General features: G+C 51.4%; 18 protein-coding genes. 14 read left to right on the plus strand and 4 right to left on the minus strand.

Annotated elements, in window-relative coordinates:
• Nucleotides 1-182 precede the first annotated feature (182 nt).
• From ACJJIF_RS02050 to ACJJIF_RS02060, 3 genes are all read left to right on the plus strand, one after another.
• Nucleotides 183-734, plus strand: a complete 552-nt coding sequence (locus tag ACJJIF_RS02050) for a GmrSD restriction endonuclease domain-containing protein (protein WP_444930583.1) — start codon at nucleotides 183-185, stop codon at nucleotides 732-734.
• Between the two features lie 53 nt (nucleotides 735-787).
• A complete protein-coding gene (locus tag ACJJIF_RS02055; RefSeq protein ID WP_444930584.1) occupies nucleotides 788-3,535 on the plus strand; it encodes a DEAD/DEAH box helicase in 2,748 nt (915 codons plus the stop codon).
• A 75-nt stretch (nucleotides 3,536-3,610) separates the two neighbouring features.
• Complete coding sequence (locus ACJJIF_RS02060) at nucleotides 3,611-3,907, plus strand: hypothetical protein (protein WP_444930585.1); 297 nt, start codon at nucleotides 3,611-3,613, stop codon at nucleotides 3,905-3,907.
• Between the two features lie 123 nt (nucleotides 3,908-4,030).
• Here ACJJIF_RS02060 and ACJJIF_RS02065 read toward each other — a convergent pair whose 3' ends face one another.
• Nucleotides 4,031-4,345 (minus strand): DUF6471 domain-containing protein, encoded by a 315-nt coding sequence (locus tag ACJJIF_RS02065; RefSeq protein ID WP_108732688.1) that lies wholly within the window; start codon nucleotides 4,343-4,345, stop codon nucleotides 4,031-4,033.
• 148 nt (nucleotides 4,346-4,493) lie between these two features.
• On the opposite strand from ACJJIF_RS02065, the gene ACJJIF_RS02070 reads away from it, so the two are divergent.
• From ACJJIF_RS02070 to ACJJIF_RS02100, 7 genes are read left to right on the plus strand one after another with little or no spacing between them, the layout of a single operon-like run.
• On the plus strand, nucleotides 4,494-4,898 hold the full coding sequence (locus tag ACJJIF_RS02070) for a DUF2170 family protein (RefSeq protein ID WP_444930586.1): 405 nt from the start codon (nucleotides 4,494-4,496) through the stop codon (nucleotides 4,896-4,898).
• On the plus strand, nucleotides 4,895-5,590 hold the full coding sequence (locus ACJJIF_RS02075; protein ID WP_444930587.1) for a PspA/IM30 family protein: 696 nt from the start codon (nucleotides 4,895-4,897) through the stop codon (nucleotides 5,588-5,590). Before ACJJIF_RS02070 ends, ACJJIF_RS02075 begins: the two co-directional genes overlap by 4 nt.
• Nucleotides 5,591-5,594: 4 nt before the next feature.
• Nucleotides 5,595-6,635: a potassium channel family protein gene (locus ACJJIF_RS02080; protein WP_444930588.1), complete on the plus strand. Its 1,041-nt coding sequence runs from the start codon at nucleotides 5,595-5,597 to the stop codon at nucleotides 6,633-6,635.
• Between the two features lie 14 nt (nucleotides 6,636-6,649).
• Nucleotides 6,650-7,303, plus strand: a complete 654-nt coding sequence (locus tag ACJJIF_RS02085; protein WP_444930589.1) for a YjfK family protein — start codon at nucleotides 6,650-6,652, stop codon at nucleotides 7,301-7,303.
• 14 nt (nucleotides 7,304-7,317) lie between these two features.
• The gene (locus ACJJIF_RS02090) at nucleotides 7,318-7,734 is read left to right on the plus strand and encodes a DUF350 domain-containing protein (protein ID WP_444930590.1); all 417 of its coding nucleotides are present in this window, start codon (nucleotides 7,318-7,320) and stop codon (nucleotides 7,732-7,734) included.
• A 12-nt stretch (nucleotides 7,735-7,746) separates the two neighbouring features.
• Nucleotides 7,747-8,361, plus strand: a complete 615-nt coding sequence (locus tag ACJJIF_RS02095; protein WP_444930591.1) for a DUF1190 domain-containing protein — start codon at nucleotides 7,747-7,749, stop codon at nucleotides 8,359-8,361.
• A gap of 3 nt (nucleotides 8,362-8,364) precedes the next feature.
• The gene (locus tag ACJJIF_RS02100) at nucleotides 8,365-9,531 is read left to right on the plus strand and encodes a glutathionylspermidine synthase family protein (protein WP_444932304.1); all 1,167 of its coding nucleotides are present in this window, start codon (nucleotides 8,365-8,367) and stop codon (nucleotides 9,529-9,531) included.
• 56 nt (nucleotides 9,532-9,587) lie between these two features.
• Here ACJJIF_RS02100 and ACJJIF_RS02105 read toward each other — a convergent pair whose 3' ends face one another.
• Nucleotides 9,588-10,220, minus strand: a complete 633-nt coding sequence (locus tag ACJJIF_RS02105; protein ID WP_444930592.1) for an acyloxyacyl hydrolase — start codon at nucleotides 10,218-10,220, stop codon at nucleotides 9,588-9,590.
• A 723-nt stretch (nucleotides 10,221-10,943) separates the two neighbouring features.
• Between ACJJIF_RS02105 and ACJJIF_RS02110 the strand changes: the two genes are divergently transcribed.
• On the plus strand, nucleotides 10,944-12,410 hold the full coding sequence (locus ACJJIF_RS02110) for a lytic polysaccharide monooxygenase (protein ID WP_444930593.1): 1,467 nt from the start codon (nucleotides 10,944-10,946) through the stop codon (nucleotides 12,408-12,410).
• 88 nt (nucleotides 12,411-12,498) lie between these two features.
• On the opposite strand, the gene ACJJIF_RS02115 is transcribed toward ACJJIF_RS02110, so the two are convergent.
• Nucleotides 12,499-14,130: a hybrid sensor histidine kinase/response regulator gene (locus tag ACJJIF_RS02115; protein WP_444930594.1), complete on the minus strand. Its 1,632-nt coding sequence runs from the start codon at nucleotides 14,128-14,130 to the stop codon at nucleotides 12,499-12,501.
• 346 nt (nucleotides 14,131-14,476) lie between these two features.
• On the opposite strand from ACJJIF_RS02115, the gene ACJJIF_RS02120 reads away from it, so the two are divergent.
• The 3 genes from ACJJIF_RS02120 (at nucleotide 14,477) to ACJJIF_RS02130 (ending at nucleotide 17,729) form a co-directional block, all read left to right on the plus strand.
• Nucleotides 14,477-15,889: an amidohydrolase gene (locus ACJJIF_RS02120; RefSeq protein WP_444930595.1), complete on the plus strand. Its 1,413-nt coding sequence runs from the start codon at nucleotides 14,477-14,479 to the stop codon at nucleotides 15,887-15,889.
• Nucleotides 15,886-17,187 (plus strand): amidohydrolase family protein, encoded by a 1,302-nt coding sequence (locus ACJJIF_RS02125; protein ID WP_444930596.1) that lies wholly within the window; start codon nucleotides 15,886-15,888, stop codon nucleotides 17,185-17,187. The genes ACJJIF_RS02120 and ACJJIF_RS02125 overlap by 4 nt, the downstream gene beginning before the upstream one ends.
• 146 nt (nucleotides 17,188-17,333) lie before the next feature.
• Complete coding sequence (locus ACJJIF_RS02130) at nucleotides 17,334-17,729, plus strand: MAPEG family protein (RefSeq protein WP_444930597.1); 396 nt, start codon at nucleotides 17,334-17,336, stop codon at nucleotides 17,727-17,729.
• 95 nt (nucleotides 17,730-17,824) lie between these two features.
• Here ACJJIF_RS02130 and ACJJIF_RS02135 read toward each other — a convergent pair whose 3' ends face one another.
• On the minus strand, nucleotides 17,825-18,124 hold the full coding sequence (locus ACJJIF_RS02135; RefSeq protein WP_444930598.1) for a YebG family protein: 300 nt from the start codon (nucleotides 18,122-18,124) through the stop codon (nucleotides 17,825-17,827).
• Between the last annotated feature and the right edge of the window lie 111 nt (nucleotides 18,125-18,235).

The following is an 18,235-nucleotide window of genomic DNA, read 5'->3' on the forward strand; positions in this document are numbered from 1 at the left end:
TATCTCAAATTTTACCATTTCCCCGATCTGCGCTTCTCTTTGTCTCTCTTTCTGTAGCCTTATTTTTGTTGGGGGTGTTTTTTTATCACTGTGGACCACTTTCTGTTGATTTGAACCCGCGCATACAATTGGCGCGTAATTTCTTGTAATCTACTACTCAGAATTTGATGGGTAGTTGATGTATGAGTATTCGGTCAGTCTCTAGATTGTTCTCTTTTGTTTTTGTGTTTTTCTTCAGTTGTTCCGCTCTTGCGGTGCCTTATGATCGGGAGGAGTGGTTGCCCAAGTGGTCTGATTCCGATCGGGATTGCCAGGACACGCGCCATGAATTGCTGATTCGCTATTCATTATCCCCGGTAACTTATACTCGCTCCAACCGCTGCAAGGTGGATTCGGGCTTGTGGTTGGATCCTTATACCGGCGGCTTCTTTGTAAAGGCATCGGACCTGGATGTGGAGCATATTGTGCCGCTAAAGTGGGCTCACGATCACGGCGGGGCTAATTGGACTCGCAAGCGAAAGCAGCGGTTTGCAGAGGATGTGGAAAACTTATGGTTGGTCGATGATGGCCGCAACCAGAGCAAAGGTCATAAGGGGCCGGACCAGTGGATGCCGCCCTATGCGCCGGTAAAGCAGGTTTATCTCAAGCGATTTATGGCCATTGTGAATAAATACGGCCTGCAACTGAGTGAGCACGAGCGCCGCAAGTATCAATTGCTAAAGGCTGGTAGCTGAGGGTAAGCGGCCTCTGGGGGTATAACAAGATTCCAGCTTCCGTTAGAATTTTGTTGTCCTCCAGCAAGCAGTTGGCCGCTATGCCATACCCCTCCAAGAAGTTAATCGAGTACTTTCGGCGCTGTTATCGGGCTGACAGTTACGACCTCTCCCTCAATAATATTCTGAGTCTCAAGGTCAGTCGGCGTCTATTTATAGATGAACGAGACTACTTGGGCAGTGATGAATTGCCGCGTATACCTGTCGCCGACACTGCGGGAGTAAAACTTCTGGAACAGGTGGATACTTACCGCAAAGAGCGGCGCCTGATCTATGGCTGCTTGTTTATCTGTGGAAATTACGCCCAGCAGTCTGGGTTGACGGCAAGGCGTAAGCTCTGTGCACCTCTACTTTATTTCCCGGCCAAGTTATATCTTGACGAAGATTATTTCGCAGAGGTTAACTCGGTAAATATTCAGGTTAATCTCCCGGTTTTGCGCCAGCTTTTAAAGCCGGATATCGATTCCTCAATAACCGATAGTTTCCCAACACTTTCTTTACCGCTGTCCACGACACAGTTAGCCGGCATTGGTCGCTGGTTAGCCCGTTATACCGTGTTGGAAAATGTAGAGGAGCTGGGGCGTTGGCCCAATCTGAGCGAACAGGCCGTTGTTGAAAGCGCGGTGAAGAGTACCCAGCTGTCCCTGGTTTCCGCGAGTGCGCTAATTCTGGCGGATAGATCCAGGGGCTCCCGGGGAGTATTACACGAGCTACAGCTTTTAAATCGGGAGAAAAACTTACCCGCACCGCTACAGGCATTGTTGGGGGGTTGTTCCAGTGGAACCCAGCAGAAGGATTCTGAGCCCGATATGTTGCCGGGGCTGCTGAGTAGTGCTCAGGAGAGTGCATTGGAGAATGCAGCCTGCTTTCCATTAAGCCTTGTTTCTGGGCCGCCAGGTACGGGAAAGAGTTTTACGATCGCGGCTATGGTGATCGACCGAGTGCTGCACGGTGAAAGCGTTTTGGTGGTATCGAAAACCCCGCAAGCGCTGGATGTGGTGCGGGATAAGTTACGCGATGAATACGGTCTTACCCAGGGCTATGTGCATCGGGGGGAGCGGGGCTTTATCCCCAGTTTAAAAGCTCACCTCGATAGTTTGTTGAAAGAGGGGGTGGGGCCCCTCGGGGAAAATCCCTCCCAGCTTAGGAAGGCGGTGAAGAGGGCCTATCGTGATTTGGGGGGCTTGGAAAGGCGCTTTGCCAAAGCGCTGCGGCTGGCGCGCTTTATTGGCGCGGGCCGGCTTGCCCAGTGGGTGGTGCGATATATCGGGAGGCTCTTTGCAAATCGCTTGAACGTTAAAAGCCTGTGGGAGTCGCAAGGCGCGATTGATAGCCAGCGGCGCCACTTTGAGAGTCTCGCGAGTCAGTATCTGAATAGTTACCGTCGAGAGAAATTGCGCAGCCTTCTGGAAAAGAGCAGGGGCACCCTGAGCCAGTTTAACCAGGCCTTGCGATCGCGAACTTCCAAGGTTCAGGCCGAGCGCTTTGCCCGGACCGATATGGGGGTGGTTTTACAGGCGTTTCCTATATGGTTAGTGGAGGCCGATGAGCTCAGTGAAGTGCTGCCGCTATTGCCGGCAATGTTTGATCTGGTGATCTTTGATGAGGCCACTCAGTGCGATATTGCCAGTTCACTACCGGCTCTTTTTCGGGCTGAGAGGGCAGTGATTGTCGGTGATGGTAAGCAGTTGCGACACGTCTCATTTCTCTCCCGCAAGCGGCAACTGGCTATCTGGCAGGGGGTGATGGGAGATACCGATTTGCCGACCAGGCTGGGTTATAGGGATCAATCACTGCTGGATTTGGTGTCCGATATGATTCCGACTCAGCGGGCCGTTGTGATGTTGGATGAGCATTTTCGCAGTCATCCAGAGCTGATTGCATTTAGTAATCATGCTTTTTACTCCGAGCGCCTGAAGATTATGCGGGCCAGGCCCAAACCATTGCCGCAATCGGCATTGGAGTTCCATCAACTACCCGGGCGCCGGGGCAAAAACGGCAGAAACCCTGTAGAGCGCGATTGGGTTATTGCGCAGTTGAAAGTGCATTTCGAGCGCTATGCCGGTGCTGCAATTCCGCCGTCAGTGGGTGTTTTGTCTCCCTATCGGGATCAGGCTGACTACCTGGAGGGGGAGTTGAGCAAGGTCTTTTCCGCGCAGCAGTTGCAGAGCTTCTCTGTGCGGGTTGCCACACCCTATGGCTTTCAAGGAGAAGAGCGGGATTTAATGCTTATTTCCATGGCCATTGATAGCCAGTCACTGCGTGCGGCCAGCTACCTCAACCGCGCAGATATGTTTAACGTTGCAATTACCCGCGCAAAAGAAAAGCAGTTGGTCGCCCTGTCGATTGAGCCTAAGGCTCTGCCTTCAAGCAACCTTTTGCGCCGATATGCTGAGTTCTCACATTTCGTTGCTGGCCACCAGGCAGGTGAAAAGGCGGTGTGTCACTTTGCCACTGAGGTCAGTCAGCTATTAACTCAACAGGAAATTCCTCACTGGGTGGGTTTTCCTGTGGCTGGGCAGGTTGTGGATGTGGTGTGTTTAGTGGGTGGACGCTGTATAGGTATTGACCTGATAGGCTACCCCGGCGATTACGAGTCATACTTCAGTGTGAAGATTTACAGGGCGCTGTACCGGGCGGGCGTCCCAGTTTTGCCTCTGCCTTATATCAGCTGGCTAAAAAATCGTCAGGATTGTACCGGGCAGTTGTTGGCCATCCTCCGGGGTGGGGAAGTAGCGCTGCCTGAGACTTTAAGTAGTTAGCAGTACTCGCAGATGAAAGTTGCGCCGCAACTGCTAATCTTCAAAGAGGTTTGAGTTAAGTCCCAGAGTAAATCGATGAAATCCTGGTTGCTGATTCTCTCTCTCGGTATGACGGTGATTACTGGAGTACAAATCTCTCTGGCCGATCCCCCGCAGGGGGTGCGGAGTCCCACGCTAAGTTTCTGTCAGGCGCGCTTCTATGAGGAGGAGGATGGGCGCCTCTACTGTAACTGGGCAGTCAATTTTAGGTACGCCTGTTTTGTCTGGTGGCCAACGAATAAGGTAATTCCCGCAGGAGCTAAGCTCTCAGAGCCCGAAGTTGTTGGCAAATGCGGGAATGGTGAGCCCGTAGTCAAATTGTATCACTACTAACTCACCGGTAATGGCGCAGCCCAGGTGGCGCTGTGCCCCCGTCCATTGGTGGATAGGCATCATTACTTCTGACGATTGAGTCAAAGTGTGATCGCGTGTACTGGAGTCTAGCGGAGTGGCGTGTTAGCTTTTCTCCTGCTCGGCATAGAGTCCTCGATCTTGCAGCTCACGGGCCTGCTTGAGGATTTCAAGCATGGCGCTGTCTTCCACCGACATGGCATCGATGATGGCCGCCAATAGATCTGCTGAAAACATGCACTTGCTGACTTTGCTGCGCAGGTTTTCCGGTGTCATTGAAATTCCTCTCTCGGCCAGTGCTTGGGCGAGATCCCCGTAGCGCATACCCTTTAAAGCCATTGATGCGCGCACATAGCGAGCAATTGCCTGCTTGTAGGGGGTTAATGCTTGCTGGTTGCTCAGGCTTTGCTTGTGGTCCATGGGCTCTACTCCGTCCTATTCACTATCACCAATGTGGTAAATATTATCTTTGTGTGTATTATTTGCAACATTAGTTTGTAATAAGTTATTGACCGCAGATTTTTTGGTGCTATATTTGTGACCAATATTCCACAGCGAGGGAGTTGAGATGACCTGGAACAATGAGAACCTGCGCCAGTTGGCGGACAACCACTCCGGTTGGGTGGTTGAGTCTGAGGGGGATTGCCTCAGCATTTCCAACGATGAAGGCGTCGATGCGTTTGTCTATGTTGGCGAGAAGCAGATAGTTGTAGAAAGCATACTGTTTCCCGTAAGCCAGGTAGATGATGTGGCAGCGCTCAATGAAATGGTTCTACAGACACATCAATTGGTGCCATTGACAGCCATTGCGATTAAGAATATTGGTGGTGAAAACTACTATGTTGCTTTCGGTGCTCTGTCAGTTTCCAGTAAGGACGAAGTTGTTATAGAGGAAGTTGAAACCCTGTTCTCCAATGTGGGTGACTTCCTGGATTTATTTGCCGATCACTTTGAAACGGAGGGTGTAGCATGAGCCTTAAAAGAATTTGGACTGCATTGAAAGGCGCAGTTAACGAGGGAACAGAAGCCGTAGCGGATAGCCAATCGATTCGTATTCTTGACCAAGAACTACGGGAGGCAAAGGCAGAATTGAAAGCTTGCGACGAAAACCTGACCAAAATCATGGCCAAGCGCAAATTGACTGAAGGTAAAGTTCAGGCGCTGCAAGCCGATGTTGAAACCTATAGCACTCACGCTATCAACGCGAGTGAAAAGGGCGATAACGAACTTGCACTTGAGTGCGCGGAGCGCGTTTCTGAGCTGGAAAGCCAGCTGGAGACTGAGCGCAGTATCCTGGATGGATTCCTGAGCTCCGAGCGCACCCTGAAAGGCAATATTAGCCAGGCGAAAACCAATGTGCGCCGCATGGAGCAGCAGATCGATCAGATCAAAGCGACTGAGTCGGTTCAAAAAGCACAGGTAGCGGTTTCCTCCCGCCATATGGGTGCGAACAGCAAAATCAAAACGGCACTGGACAGCCTGGACCGCATCAAAGACAAGCAGGAGCAGCGCGCTGCTGAGCTTGAAGCTGCGGAAGAGCTGGCCTCAGAAGAGACCGGCTCCAGCTTGGATGCCAAGCTGAAAGCGGCGGGTATCAAACCCGGTGGTCAGAAAAGTGGTAGTGATAAGCTGGCCCAACTGTTAGCGGGCCGCGAAAAGGCTTAACGCAGTGCTGCTTTTTCGAGTGCGACGCCTTCTGGCGTCGCTTTTCATTCGGGTCAATGTAATCACAATTCTCATAGCCGTGGCCGGCTATGTCTTTATTTCCTATTGGCTGCTCAAAAGCGCCGGTGAAGCCGATATTGTCGCGGGCGAGAATTTCTTCTACTGGTTGGTCGTTACGGCATCGACGGTAGGCTATGGCGACTTCTCCCCGGCAAGTCACGAAGGCAAAGTCGTGGTTGCCGCCTGGGTGATCCCGGTGGGTCTCAGCTTATTTGCCATGGTTGTGACCAGGATTGGCTTTGCGATTTCAGAATTTGTGCATCGCGGCAGGAAGGGCTTGCGTATGACAAACCATATTAATCACACTGTAATTATCGGCTGGAATGGTACCAGAACACTTCGCCTGATTGAGTTGTTGCTCTCCAAGACGAACGGCAGTGCGACAGAGATTGTCCTCTGTGTCGAAGCCGATATCGAAAATCCGATGCCGGGTAAAATTGACTTTGTGCGGGTGGAGTCCTTTTCTCACAGGGAGAGTATGCAGCGGGCAGGGCTGGCCGATGCCGCTCGTATTATCATTGATAACCCTCTGGACGATGTCACTCTTACGACGGCTTTATTCTGCGACAAGCTCAGTCCACACAGCCATAAAACGGCTTATTTCCAAGATGAAAATGTGGGTGATTTGCTCCGTGCCCACTGTCCCAGTATTGAATGTATCCCATCAGTTGCCGTAGAAATGCTGGCAAAATCCTCACTTGATCCCGGTTCTGCCCGATTGCATCGGCAGTTGCTCGACAGCACTTACGGTATGACTCAGTACAGCATCGAATACCGAGGCACTAAGTCTCTGCCGGTGGGTGAGTTGTTTGACCATTTTAAGCGGGATCTTTCCGCCACCTTAATTGCGGTGCGCAGAAAGGGAATGGTTAAAATTGATGTAAATCCTGGGCTGGCCGACCACGTCGGCACCGGTGATATGCTGTATTATATTTCTGCCAAGCGGCTCGATGCAAAGAGCTGTTTCGATGTAAAAAGTAATTAAGAAGGTGTTGGTACATGTTTACCAAACTGATCAATAAAATAACGGGAAAGGACACTCCTAAAGTCAAGACGCCAGAAATTATGGGCTTGCGCATGGGAGCGAGCTTTGAGCTGGACCCTTTGGCCATTCGCCTGATACTCGATGAGTTGACTATTGAGTCCTGTTCTCCGACCCAGATTATTAAGGCGGCGGGCGTTGTCGAACTGGATGGCACTTGGATTTACCGCTTTTACACCGATGATGATGCCTGGCTGCAAGTGATTGCCGAGGGTGGACAGCGGGATGAGCACGTTGTCGATGTCAAGCTGTTCCACTTTTACGACACTTTGGATGTCGGCTCGGAACAAGCCTGGAATAAATTGCTAAAGAATGATATTGGCGCGCCCAGTTATCAACTTCAGGATCGCTCCTATAACCGTGTATGGACAGCAGCAGGGGACTACCACAACCCGGTGCATATGTCTGAAAAGACTTACGACGAAACGGGTGATTACTCCATAACTGATCAGTTCACCATGCTTTTCGAGCGCGAATTGTCTGATCAGCAAACCGAATCCCTTTTTCTCTCAGCCGAAGAGAAAGAAGAGGATGCAGGCTATTTAAGCCGCAGCCTGGTGATTAGCACCGGCATTACTCTGACCCCTTCACAACTGACGATACATGGATAATAAGGAGATTTTTAATGGACCAGCCTTATGATTTGCTGACTGGTATTTTGCATTTTGCGGCCTACTTTGGCCTGTCACTGGTACTTTTGATTGCGTTTAAATTTTTATACGCACTGGTGACACCTCACGATGAGTGGAAGTTGATCCGCGAAGAAAAAAATACTGCGGCGGCTATTGGTTTTGGTGGTGCAGTTTTGGGTTTTGCGATCGCCCTTGGAGGTGCAGCCAGCAACTCCATTTCTATTATTGATTTTGCTATCTGGGCACTGGTCGCATTGATTGCTCAGTTAATTGCCTTTGCCATTATCCGTTTCGGCTTTATGCCGCGCATTGTTGAGCGTATTGAGGACGGAGAGGTGAGTGCCGGTACTATGTTGGCCGCGACTACCATTGCTGTTGGTGTATTGAATGCGGCTTGCATGAGCTACTGATTGGGGGTGGTAATGAAACGTACCAAGAATATTAACCTGGCAAGGATGCGCAAAGGCAGTAGCTCTAAATTTTTACTGCGCCCCCTCGCCCTGGGTGTAGCGGCAGCCCTCGTGGGTTGCTCCTCAGATGAAGAAGTTAAAGTTGTCTCCTCAGTAGAGGACTGTGTGGCCAACACCCAGTTGGACGAAGCTCAATGTAAAGCGGCTTACCAGCGCGCGCTTGAGGAGGCCGAGCGCACCGGGCCAAAGTACTCCCGTCTAGCCCAGTGTGAGGCCGAGTTCGGCAGCTGCCAGGAGACCAGTGGCGGTATCTGGATGCCGCTGATGGCGGGCTTTATGGTTGGCTCGATGCTCAATGACAGGGACCGCTACTATCACCAGGGTTACTACAACCCGGTTTACCACTACTCGGGCTCCCGTTACCGCGACAAGCTGATGACCGCTGATGGTGGCATTATTGGCGACTATGGCCGCTCGTCCTATAAAGTGGACAAAAGCGCTACGGAGCCCAAGCCGAAAGTCACCAAAACCGTTTCCCGTGGAGGCTTTGGTGCTGTGGCATCGGCTAAATCCAATTGGGGCGGCGGTCGCTCCAGCAGCGGTGGTTCGCGCGGCTGGGGGGGGTGATTGGTGCTGAGGTTGCCGATTGGTGAACGCCCGCACTGGCAGGAGCGGGCGCAGGAGTTTGGGTTTCACTTCCATACCATGTATGGCGAGCCCTACTGGGATGAGAGTGCTTACTATCAGTTTTCCCTGGAGCAGATAGAAAAGCATATTGAAGATCCCACCGAGGAAATTCACCAGATGTGCCTGGACGTCGTCGCCCGTGTACTCGAGGATGAGGAGCTGCTAAGGCGCTTCTGTATTCCCGAGCAGCACTGGGATTTTGTGCGAACCTCCTGGCGCAACGGTGACCCCAGTCTGTATTCCCGTCTGGACTTTGCCTATTCCGGCAAGGGGCCGGCAAAGCTTTACGAGAACAACGCCGATACTCCCACTTCGCTGTATGAAACCGGCTTCTGGCAATGGTTGTGGCTGCAGGACAATGTGGATCGAAGGTCGCTGCCGTTACAGTCTGATCAGTTTAATAGCTTGCAGGAAAAGCTGGTCAATCGTTTTCACGATCTACAGTTCTTAACCCCAGGGCGGGAACTGCACTTTGCTTGCTGTAAAGAGACAGAAGAGGACCGGGGCACGGTTCAATATTTACAGGATTGTGCCTCCGAAGCGGGGATCAAGAATCGTTTCGTTTTTATCGAAGATATTGGCCGGGATGAAGCGGGTCAGTTTACAGATTTGAACGATCAGGTAATTACCTGGATGTTTAAGCTGTACCCCTGGGAATTTATGCTCCGCGAGGAGTTTGGGGCCCTGCTGGCAGGGAGCAATGTCCGCTGGTTGGAGCCGCCCTGGAAGGCGATTATTTCCAATAAGGCACTTCTGCCGATGTTGTGGAAACTCTTCCCGGGGCACCCCAACCTGTTGCCCTCATTTTTTGAAGATGAGCTGGATAAAGCAGCAGATTTTCCCGAGTTAGTGAAAAAACCGATCTTTTCAAGAGAGGGGGCGAATATCTCGGTGGTTAAGGGAGCCGATACCACCTTGCTGTCCGACGGTCCCTATGGCCAGGAGGGGTTTATTTACCAGGCTTTGCACCCCCTCCCCAAATTTGGGAAAAACCATACCCTGGTGGGCAGTTGGCTCGTCGATGATCTCGCCGCTGGGATGTCTATCCGAGAGGACTCAAATCTGATTACCCAGGATATGAGCCGCTATCTACCCCATATCATCCTGTAGAACTCGCTTCCTAAGGTGCGCGTCGATAATAAATCGGCGCGAACCTGTCTAAACGATTAAAAATCATAGTTCAAACGCAACTCAAAGAAATTCACGCCGGAATTTTTGGAGCATATTCCAGCATTTGAATAGTGCAGTGCGTAAGTTGTGAGCCCCCAGTGGCGCTTATAGCCAAGCTCAGCGCCCAATCCAATTCGATCTTCAAATTGAAAATGGCAGCCCAAAGTTGTGTGATGAGTGTTTTTGCTCACAATATTGGACTTGGTAATGTAGCTGGCTCCCACGGAAAACTCGAAGTATGGAAAGATAGGCCAGTCCCAGCGGGGTAGGTACTCAAGTCTCCATGCAGGGCTCAGTGAGATACCGTGAACTAAATCCTCTCCCCGCTTAGAAACATCGGGATCACCATCATCCAGGCTGGAGCGCCACTCAAAGTAGCTGGTCTCCAATCGAGTTCTGAGTGTCCATCTTCCGGTAAGAGACCACTGCCAGGGCAAATCCTTGGATATGGCAAGGCGATACTGGGTGAGTTCATTGCGGCGATTGGAAAATCCCGGACCGGCGCCAACAACTGTATCCCATAGTTTATCCGGGTTTTTTGTCGTTTCAGCTAGAGACCAGGCTGGAAATAATAGAGAAGAACAAAATAGACACAGGCTGAGCCTGCGGGTAATCCAGTACAGCATCATCCCTGATCCTACCTTTTCTACTACAAGTGGTGACGACAAGAAAGTGATTGGTTGGGAAAACTCAAAATCATCTGGGTTCTTTTCCAGTGTAGACAGGGGTGAGCAGCTATAGGTCTTTTAGCCTATTGGTGGTTTATCAATAGGGATAATTTTCCTGCCTACAGATATTGTTGCTGCCCGAAAGGCATTTGCAGTGACAAGTTAAAGAATGCTGTGACAGCAACCTAAAGGGCGATGAGCTTCAGGGGAGAATGCAGCTTCTCAGGATGAAATAAGTGTTTGTGAGATTGGTTCAGCTGCCAACATCCGCCCCTCTTGTTGATATGGGATGAATGGGTGTGCGGGAGGTGGGAGTTGTCACCTATTGGTAACTAATAGGTGTGGGGAGTTATATTCAGTGGAGATTTGAGTTTAAAGTTTTTTATGCCTGCAAAGATTTGTTTGTTCACTATTTCTGTAAAAGCAATCTTTTCTCGTTTTGTTTTTTAAATAATTATCTGAAGATGAAATAAAATACCTTTAAAAGGCTTTTTTAAAGAAGTTTGGTTTATTGGTGCTCTTTTGGGTTTGTAAATTTATATCAATAATTGTCAGGAACCGTGCTGTTAAGTAGCGGTCCATACCTCTGTCACCAACATCGCACATTGAGTATGTGTAGTCAGAATAGGGACCTGGTTCAGATGGGGAAGGGAGCTCGGACAAAATTGAATAACAGGTATAGATATGTTTTTACCAAAGACCAAGCTGGCATCTGCCATTAAGCAACCGCTATTAAATCGCACACTGATGGCTATGGTATTGGCCGGAATGAGTGCGAATGCACTTAGCCATGGTTATGTAGAGGCCGCTGATGGTGGAGTGGCGGCTGCTCGCGGCACTCTGTGTAAATACGCTCTCGATACAGGCGAAATGAATGTAAATTGCGGTGCTGTTCAGTGGGAACCGCAAAGTATCGAAGGGGATGAGGGCTTTCCTGATAGCGGGCCGGCCGATGGACAGATTGCCAGTGCCGGAGATAGTTCTTGGGCCGAGCTGAATGAACAATCCTCTGATCGCTGGGTTAAAAATTATATTAGCTCCGGTTGGCAAACGTTTAAGTGGCGCTTTACGGCAAATCATGTAACTCGCGACTGGAAATACTACATTACCAAAGAAGACTGGAACCCAGATGCAGTCTTGACCCGCGATCAATTTGACCTCGACCCCTTCTGTGAAGTGGACGGCAATTATGAGCAGCCGGCCTACAATACGACGCATGACTGTCAGGTGCCGGAGCGAGAGGGCTACCACGTTATCCTTGCAGTCTGGGATGTGGGCGATACGGTCAATGCTTTTTATAACGTTATTGATGTCGAGTTTGATGGTGATAACGTAGTCAACACTGACTGGAGTGTTGGCGGAACCATTAACCCAACTCAAGATTTAGATGTCGGTGATAAAGTTTACACCCGGGTATTTGACAGCTCTGGTGAAAACGCCTCTTATTCTACTGTTCTGGAAATCTCCTCAGAGGAGCAGGGTATCGCGGAGAACTGGTCCCACGATCTGGCTGAGCTGATTAACCAGGAGCAAAGCAGTATTCGTGCTGGCGACTATGACGGCAGCAGCAGCTTTGAGCCCCTGTATGGGATCAATAGTATCTATTTGTTAGAAGGCAGCAACCTGCAAAGCGTCGAGATCGGGTATGAACTCCTAGAAGACCAGGATGATGGCACTACCGATGATGACAATTCAGGTAGTGATGATGATTCGAGCGATAGTGGTAGCACCGACGACTCCGGAAATAGCAGCTGTGAAGCGTTTGTACAGCAGTATGGTGGAGATCCCGGCTACTCGATTGGTGATGTTGTTGTCTATGACGGTGTCGCTTACAAATCTACCCATGAGCCTAACTGGTGGTCCCCAAGTGCGGCGCCGCAATTCTGGAGCGAAACTACCTGCGATGACTCCGCCAGTGATTCAGACGATAGTTCTGATAGCGGCTCCGATGACAGCTCTGATAGCAATAGTGGAGATGACAGCTCGGCGGTTTCCTGCCCTGAGTTCCAGCAGCCCTATGCCGGTGGCAGCAGCTACGAGGTTGGAGACCGAGTGACTTTCGATGGTCAGGTATATATCTCAACCTATGGGCCAAACTGGTGGTCGCCAACAGCGGCTCCCCAGTACTGGGATGAGAGCTCCTGTCAGTAATTGAGACTGGCTCAGTTTCCCTGTGTCAGACAGGTGATTGAGTTGACCCCGAGTAAAGGGCAGGCGCTCTTTGCTCGGGGTTTCTCTGTTACTTTGGCAGCGTTATTTTGCCGTTGGTAATCATCTCTTCAATTTTTTTACTGAGATGTTCGAACGTAAATGGTTTCTGAATACAGTCCAGTACGCCGTCTGAAATAACTTCCTGAACCTTGCTATCCACACTGTAACCCGTGGAAAGAATCGCTTTCACTTGCGGATTAATTCGCTTTAAAAACGCGAACAATTCCTGGCCATCCATACCCGGCATAATCATATCCAGAAGCACCAGATCCACCTCATCACTATATTGTCGATAGTGAGTGATGGCTTGCTCTGCGGTTGCAAAGGTAACGACGCTGTAGCCGTTCATTTCAAATAGCGCTTTAGAGTAGGTGCGGACAATCGCTTCATCATCGACAACCATAATGCGCAACTTGCGTTCACGGGCGAGTTTCTTGGCCTGATAGCTCTGCTTTTTAATTGGAGTCTTGGAGGTTGGCAGGTACAGTTTGAAACAGCTGCCTCTTCCCTCGCGGCTCTGGCACTGTATTGCACCTTTGTGTAGGTGAATGGCGCCATGCACTGCGGCAAGTCCCAGGCCCGCGCCGCGGCCACTTTCCTTGGTGGTGAAAAATGGCTCAAAAATACGGCGTCGCACTTCGTCAGACATACCGCTGCCGTTATCGGTAATGGTAATTAAAAGGTACTGCCCCGGCTGGAGTTCGAAGTCGGAGATAGAAGTCGATTTCTCAATCGTGATATTGACGCTGGCAAAACTCAGCGAGCCTCCAGAGGGCATGGCGTCTTTCGCATTGATCCCGATATTTAACAGGGCGCTCTTGAGTTGCGCGGGATCGCCGACAATATGTGGGCGGTTTGCCTCTAGCTGTTGTTCAATATTGATTTTGCGATCAATAGTGCGAGTTAGCATCGCGCACACATCGCGAATGATTTCGTGGGTATTGCAGTTCTTAAGTTGGTAATTTCCCTTGCGGGCAAAAGTCAGTAGCTGTTTGGTAAGTTCTGATGCATGCCGGGCAGTCGTCAGTATCTGGTTGCTGTACTCGTTAATTCTGGCATCGGTGGATATTTGCCGAATAACCTCCGCATAGCCATTGATCCCGTGAATCATATTGTTGAAGTCATGGGCTATCCCGCCGGCCAGCTCACCGATAGCTTGCATTTTTTGAGCTTGCCGAAGCTCCTCTTCCAGTAATCGCTGTTTAGTGATATCGGAGCCAATACTGAGAATCCCCGTCGGATTGCCCCTCTCATCCGCAATAATTTTATTGGTCCAGGCGATCCATATCCGCTTGCCGCACTTGGTAACATTCTCGTTGATATTGTAGCGATGCTCCTCGGGGAAGCGGCAAACATGGTCCATCAACTGCCGCAGATCCCGGCCACTTGTCTCGTTGGCAGAGACAATGGTGCCAATTAAGTGCCGGCCAATAATCTCGACTTCGGTATAGCCAAATAGCTGTTGTGCGTATTCGTTGAAGGAGGTGATACGACCGTGTCGATCACAGCGCATAATAATCGAGTTGGCGTGCTCTACCAGCTCCCGATAGCGCTCCTCACTTTTGCGCAGGGCTTCATAGACCTGGGCCGAGTCCTGCCCTTCGGTGCCGGCTATCGATGCTGAGGGCGGAAAAATGGGCATATTATTTTCCTTGATCACCTATTTTTCCTCCTGAGTTGCGGCTGCCTGTTTTTCCGCCAGAAATTCCACCATGAAGAGGTAAAAAAGTATATAGGCAGGGCTATGTATTTTGACCGTGTAGACATTCTTTCTTGACTGGCCATTCTCTTTTTTGCGGCCCCGGGGATTCCGCGACGCCTCTGGCTCGTAGAGGGGCCCACTACGGTGCGCGGCTCAAGATATCGCAATACGAATCGCTCTATAAGCCCTTAGATTGGGAGTTGCATGTCTTTTACCGGTCGTTTGTGACAATTTGGGTGGTGGCGCTATCTGTACAAACTGGTAGCATTCACCGCCATATGCAAAACGATTGGATGAAATGACTATGCAGCTGCAAACCCGATTTCTCGGGCGCGGTATCGCGGCACTGTTGGGTGCCTCGCTACTGTTGTCCGCTTGCGGTGAGAAGCCTGTTGACAGTGAGTCGAGGTCGCTCGATTTCGCTCGCGTGGATGCCTTCCCCTCTACTTACTTGGTAACTCAATCCCGTCCGGTACTGATTCAGGGCGCAACCCTGCTCACTGGTACTGGGGAGCAGCGAGACGATACGGACCTCCTGTTTGAAAATGGCAAAATCAAGGCGATTGGTGCGGGCTTGCAGGCCCCGGCAGATGCCCTGGTTATCGATGGCAAAGGCAAGTGGGTTACTCCCGGTATTATTGATGTGCACTCTCACCTGGGCGATTATCCGGCTCCAGGAATCGAGTCCAGCCAGGACGGCAATGAGATGACCTCGCCAAACACTGCACAGGTTTGGTCTGAGCACTCGGTTTGGACCCAGGACCCTCAATTTCCCCTGGCTCTCGCCGGTGGTGTGACAACCCTGCAAATTTTACCGGGTTCGGCCAATTTATTTGGCGGTCGCAGTGTCACGCTGAAGAATGTGCCCGGCCGCAGTGTTCAGGATATGAAGTTCCCCGGCGCCCCCTATGGCTTGAAAATGGCCTGTGGCGAGAACCCCAAGCGGGTTTACGGTGGCAAGGGAAGCTCTCCCTCCACTCGTATGGGTAACGTTGCCGGCTATCGGAATGCCTGGATTCAGGCCAGTGCTTACAAGCAGGAGTGGGAGGATTACGTCGAAAACGGCGGGGATGAGCCCAAGCGCGATCTGCAAATGGAAACCCTGGCAGGCGTACTCAATGGCGATATCCTGGTTCACAACCACTGTTATCGCGGTGAGGAAATGGCGGTAATGATGGATATCGCCAAGGAGTTCGACTTCAAAATCTCTACATTCCACCATGCGGTTGAAGCCTACAAGGTTGCCGATCTGTTGGCGGAAAACAATGTTTGTGCGGCGATGTGGGCCGATTGGTGGGGCTTTAAACACGAAGCCTACGATATGACCGAAGCCAATATCGCGATTGTGGACCAGGCCAAAGCCTGTGCGATGATCCACTCGGATTCCGGCGTGGGGGTTCAGCACCTGCACGAGGAAACAGCCAAGGCGATGACTGCGGGCCAGCGCGCAGGCTTCGATATCCAGCCCAAGGATGCGGTGGTCTGGATGACTTTAAACCCGGCTAAGGCCCTGGGTATCGCCGACCAAACCGGCAGCCTTGAGAGCGGCAAGATGGCGGATATCGTCGTCTGGTCCGGCAGCCCCTTCAGTGTCTACACCCACGTAGATCAGGTATTTATTGATGGGGAATTGATGTTCGATCGCGCGGATAACAAGCGTCAGCCACACACCGATTTCGAACTGGGAATTCTCGATGCAGAGGGAGAGCGACTGTGAAAAAAATAGCTGTTTATTGTGCGCTGGCCCTGGGCTTGATGTCAGCGGCGGGCCAGGCTGAGACGATTCTTATCAAGGGTGGCAAGGTGCACACCTTGGCCGGGCAGGGCAGTTTGGAGGCTGCTGATGTACTGGTTGTGGATGGCAAAGTTGCACAGGTGGCCCCCTCCCTGGATGTCGCGGCTGATCGGGTTATCGATGCGCGCAACAAAGTGGTCACGCCCGGGGTGATAGCACCTATTTCCGAGCTGGGACTGGTAGAGATCAGTGCAGCCAGTGCCACCAATGATCATCAGGTGACCGGCGCCAGCATAGGCAGCGCCTTTAATCCGCTGCCCGCTTACAACCCAAAGTCCACCCTGATCCCGTTCAACCGAGCTGGTGGCGTGACCAGCGCCGTTGTGTCACCGGCGATCAGCACCTGGGATAGCGGCGCTGTGGATGCGCAGCAGGTATTTGCAGGGCGCAGTTTTGCCATCAAATTGAACGGTGAATTTGACAGTGTCGAAGCAAAGAACGTTGCGCAAAAAGCTTACCTGGGAGAGTCCGGTGGCGAGTTGGCCGGTGGCAGTCGCGCCAATGCTTATGCCAAGGTGGAGAATGCACTGCGCGAAGCCCAAGAGTACCGCAATCATCGCGCTGCCATTCGCCGGGGCGAGTGGCGGGAGCTGGATTACCGCCTGGCGGACCTGGAAGCTTTGCAGCCGGTGATCAGTGGTAAAGAGCCCCTGATGGTAACAGCCAACCGGGCCAGCGATATCCTCGCGGTACTGGATCTGGCTAAAGCCTTCAAGGTGAAGCTCGTTATTATCGGTGCAGCCGAAGGTTGGATGGTGGCAGATAAGCTGGCACAGGCTCAAGTGCCCGTTGTTATCGATGCGATCAACAATATCCCGGCTTCATTTTCAAGCCTGGGGGCGCGCCTGGATAACGCGGCACTACTGACCAAGGCCGGTGTAAAAGTGGCAATCAGTGGGCCCGATTATGCGGCGACTCACAATGTCTACCTGTCTCGCCAATCGGCGGGTAACGCTGTGGCTAACGGTCTGGCCTATGAGGAAGCCCTAAAGGCGATCAGCAGCAATGTTGCTGAGATCTTTAATCTTGAGGGGGGGACTTTGGCGCCCGGCGCCGTTGCGGATATCGTGATCTGGAGCGGTGACCCGCTGGAGGTTACCAGCTATGCGGAGCAGGTCCTGATTGAGGGTGAGAACCAGTCCCTGGTGAATCGCTCAACACGTCTGAGAGATAGGCATCTCAAGCCCGCAAAGGGCCATGAATTTGGCTACAAGCACTAAAGTGCACAGAGCGGGCTTCAGGCCCGCTTTTCTTTTTCCGTCTATTGATCCGAAAGGTCCATTGGGTTGTGTAGGATTTGTGTGGCGAAATACTGACTTTCGGGGATATATTCCCCGGCTAGATCGATAAGAACAAGGATAAAAACATGGCGAATATCACAGCACTCTACACCGGCCTTTGCGCACTTCTGATTATTTACCTGGCTGCCAGAGTGGTTCAGTTCCGTCGCACCAAGCGGGTGGGGATTGGAACCGGTGATGATCGTTTCAATGAGATTCGGGTGCGAGTCCACGCTAATGCGATCGAGTACACCCCGATAGCATTGCTGCTGTTATTGGCTGCTGAGCTGGGCGGCTTGCCCGCGTTGTGGCTGCATCTCTTTGGGGCGCTCTTTTTTATCTCGCGGGTATTCCATGCCTATGGATTGACCCAGGGCAAAGGCGGAATGCACTTTGGACGCTTTTGGGGCACGCTGATCAGCTGGATAGTTATTGTTGTTTTAGCGCTTATTAACATTGTTAACACGCTAATCACGCTTTGAGGCTCGCTGAGGCGGGCAGTAGGGGCTCATCGAGAGCCCCCACGCAAAAAAGCCCGGCAAGCCGGGCAAGAGTACAGGGATAAATCTACAGATGCTTACTGGTTGGCGGCGAGCGGGGTTACGCGATCGTCTTCGCCTTCCTGCTCCATGCCCTCATCTTCTTCAAGCAGGGCTTCGGGCTTTCCTTTACAGGCTTTTGCCAGAGCATCGCGGCGCTTGGCTAGAAGCAGACCGATCTCTTCGCCCACCTGCTCATCAATGCTATCGATGTGGCGCTCAATCAGCGAAGTGATATTAGCTGCGAGCTCCAGCATCTTATCGTGTTCTTCAGCGTCTTTTTTGTTGTCGAACATTGCTCCGTCTCTATCGCATTTCCAAACAGCTACTACGGCCATCGTGTGCCTCCCAATCGTCTATTAGACTTTCTACTTAGTTTGTATGCGGGTACAGTAACTGTATATATATTCAGTGTCAACGATCAGAGAAAGAAAGGGGCAATGCGGTCA

The organism is Microbulbifer regidiadema (SeqCode) (assembly GCF_052467605.1).

Bases quoted from the DNA above. Each gene is read 5' to 3' on its own strand.
- ACJJIF_RS02050 (WP_444930583.1), top strand. From the start codon at position 183: ATGAGTATTCGGTCAGTCTCTAGATTGTTCTCTTTTGTTTTTGTGTTT.
- ACJJIF_RS02060 (WP_444930585.1), top strand. From the start codon at position 3,611: ATGAAATCCTGGTTGCTGATTCTCTCTCTCGGTATGACGGTGATTACT.
- ACJJIF_RS02065 (WP_108732688.1), bottom strand. From the start codon at position 4,345: ATGGACCACAAGCAAAGCCTGAGCAACCAGCAAGCATTAACCCCCTAC.
- ACJJIF_RS02070 (WP_444930586.1), top strand. From the start codon at position 4,494: ATGACCTGGAACAATGAGAACCTGCGCCAGTTGGCGGACAACCACTCC.
- ACJJIF_RS02075 (WP_444930587.1), top strand. From the start codon at position 4,895: ATGAGCCTTAAAAGAATTTGGACTGCATTGAAAGGCGCAGTTAACGAG.
- ACJJIF_RS02085 (WP_444930589.1), top strand. From the start codon at position 6,650: ATGTTTACCAAACTGATCAATAAAATAACGGGAAAGGACACTCCTAAA.
- ACJJIF_RS02090 (WP_444930590.1), top strand. From the start codon at position 7,318: ATGGACCAGCCTTATGATTTGCTGACTGGTATTTTGCATTTTGCGGCC.
- ACJJIF_RS02095 (WP_444930591.1), top strand. From the start codon at position 7,747: ATGAAACGTACCAAGAATATTAACCTGGCAAGGATGCGCAAAGGCAGT.
- ACJJIF_RS02105 (WP_444930592.1), bottom strand. From the start codon at position 10,220: ATGATGCTGTACTGGATTACCCGCAGGCTCAGCCTGTGTCTATTTTGT.
- ACJJIF_RS02110 (WP_444930593.1), top strand. From the start codon at position 10,944: ATGTTTTTACCAAAGACCAAGCTGGCATCTGCCATTAAGCAACCGCTA.
- ACJJIF_RS02120 (WP_444930595.1), top strand. From the start codon at position 14,477: ATGCAGCTGCAAACCCGATTTCTCGGGCGCGGTATCGCGGCACTGTTG.
- ACJJIF_RS02130 (WP_444930597.1), top strand. From the start codon at position 17,334: ATGGCGAATATCACAGCACTCTACACCGGCCTTTGCGCACTTCTGATT.
- ACJJIF_RS02135 (WP_444930598.1), bottom strand. From the start codon at position 18,124: ATGGCCGTAGTAGCTGTTTGGAAATGCGATAGAGACGGAGCAATGTTC.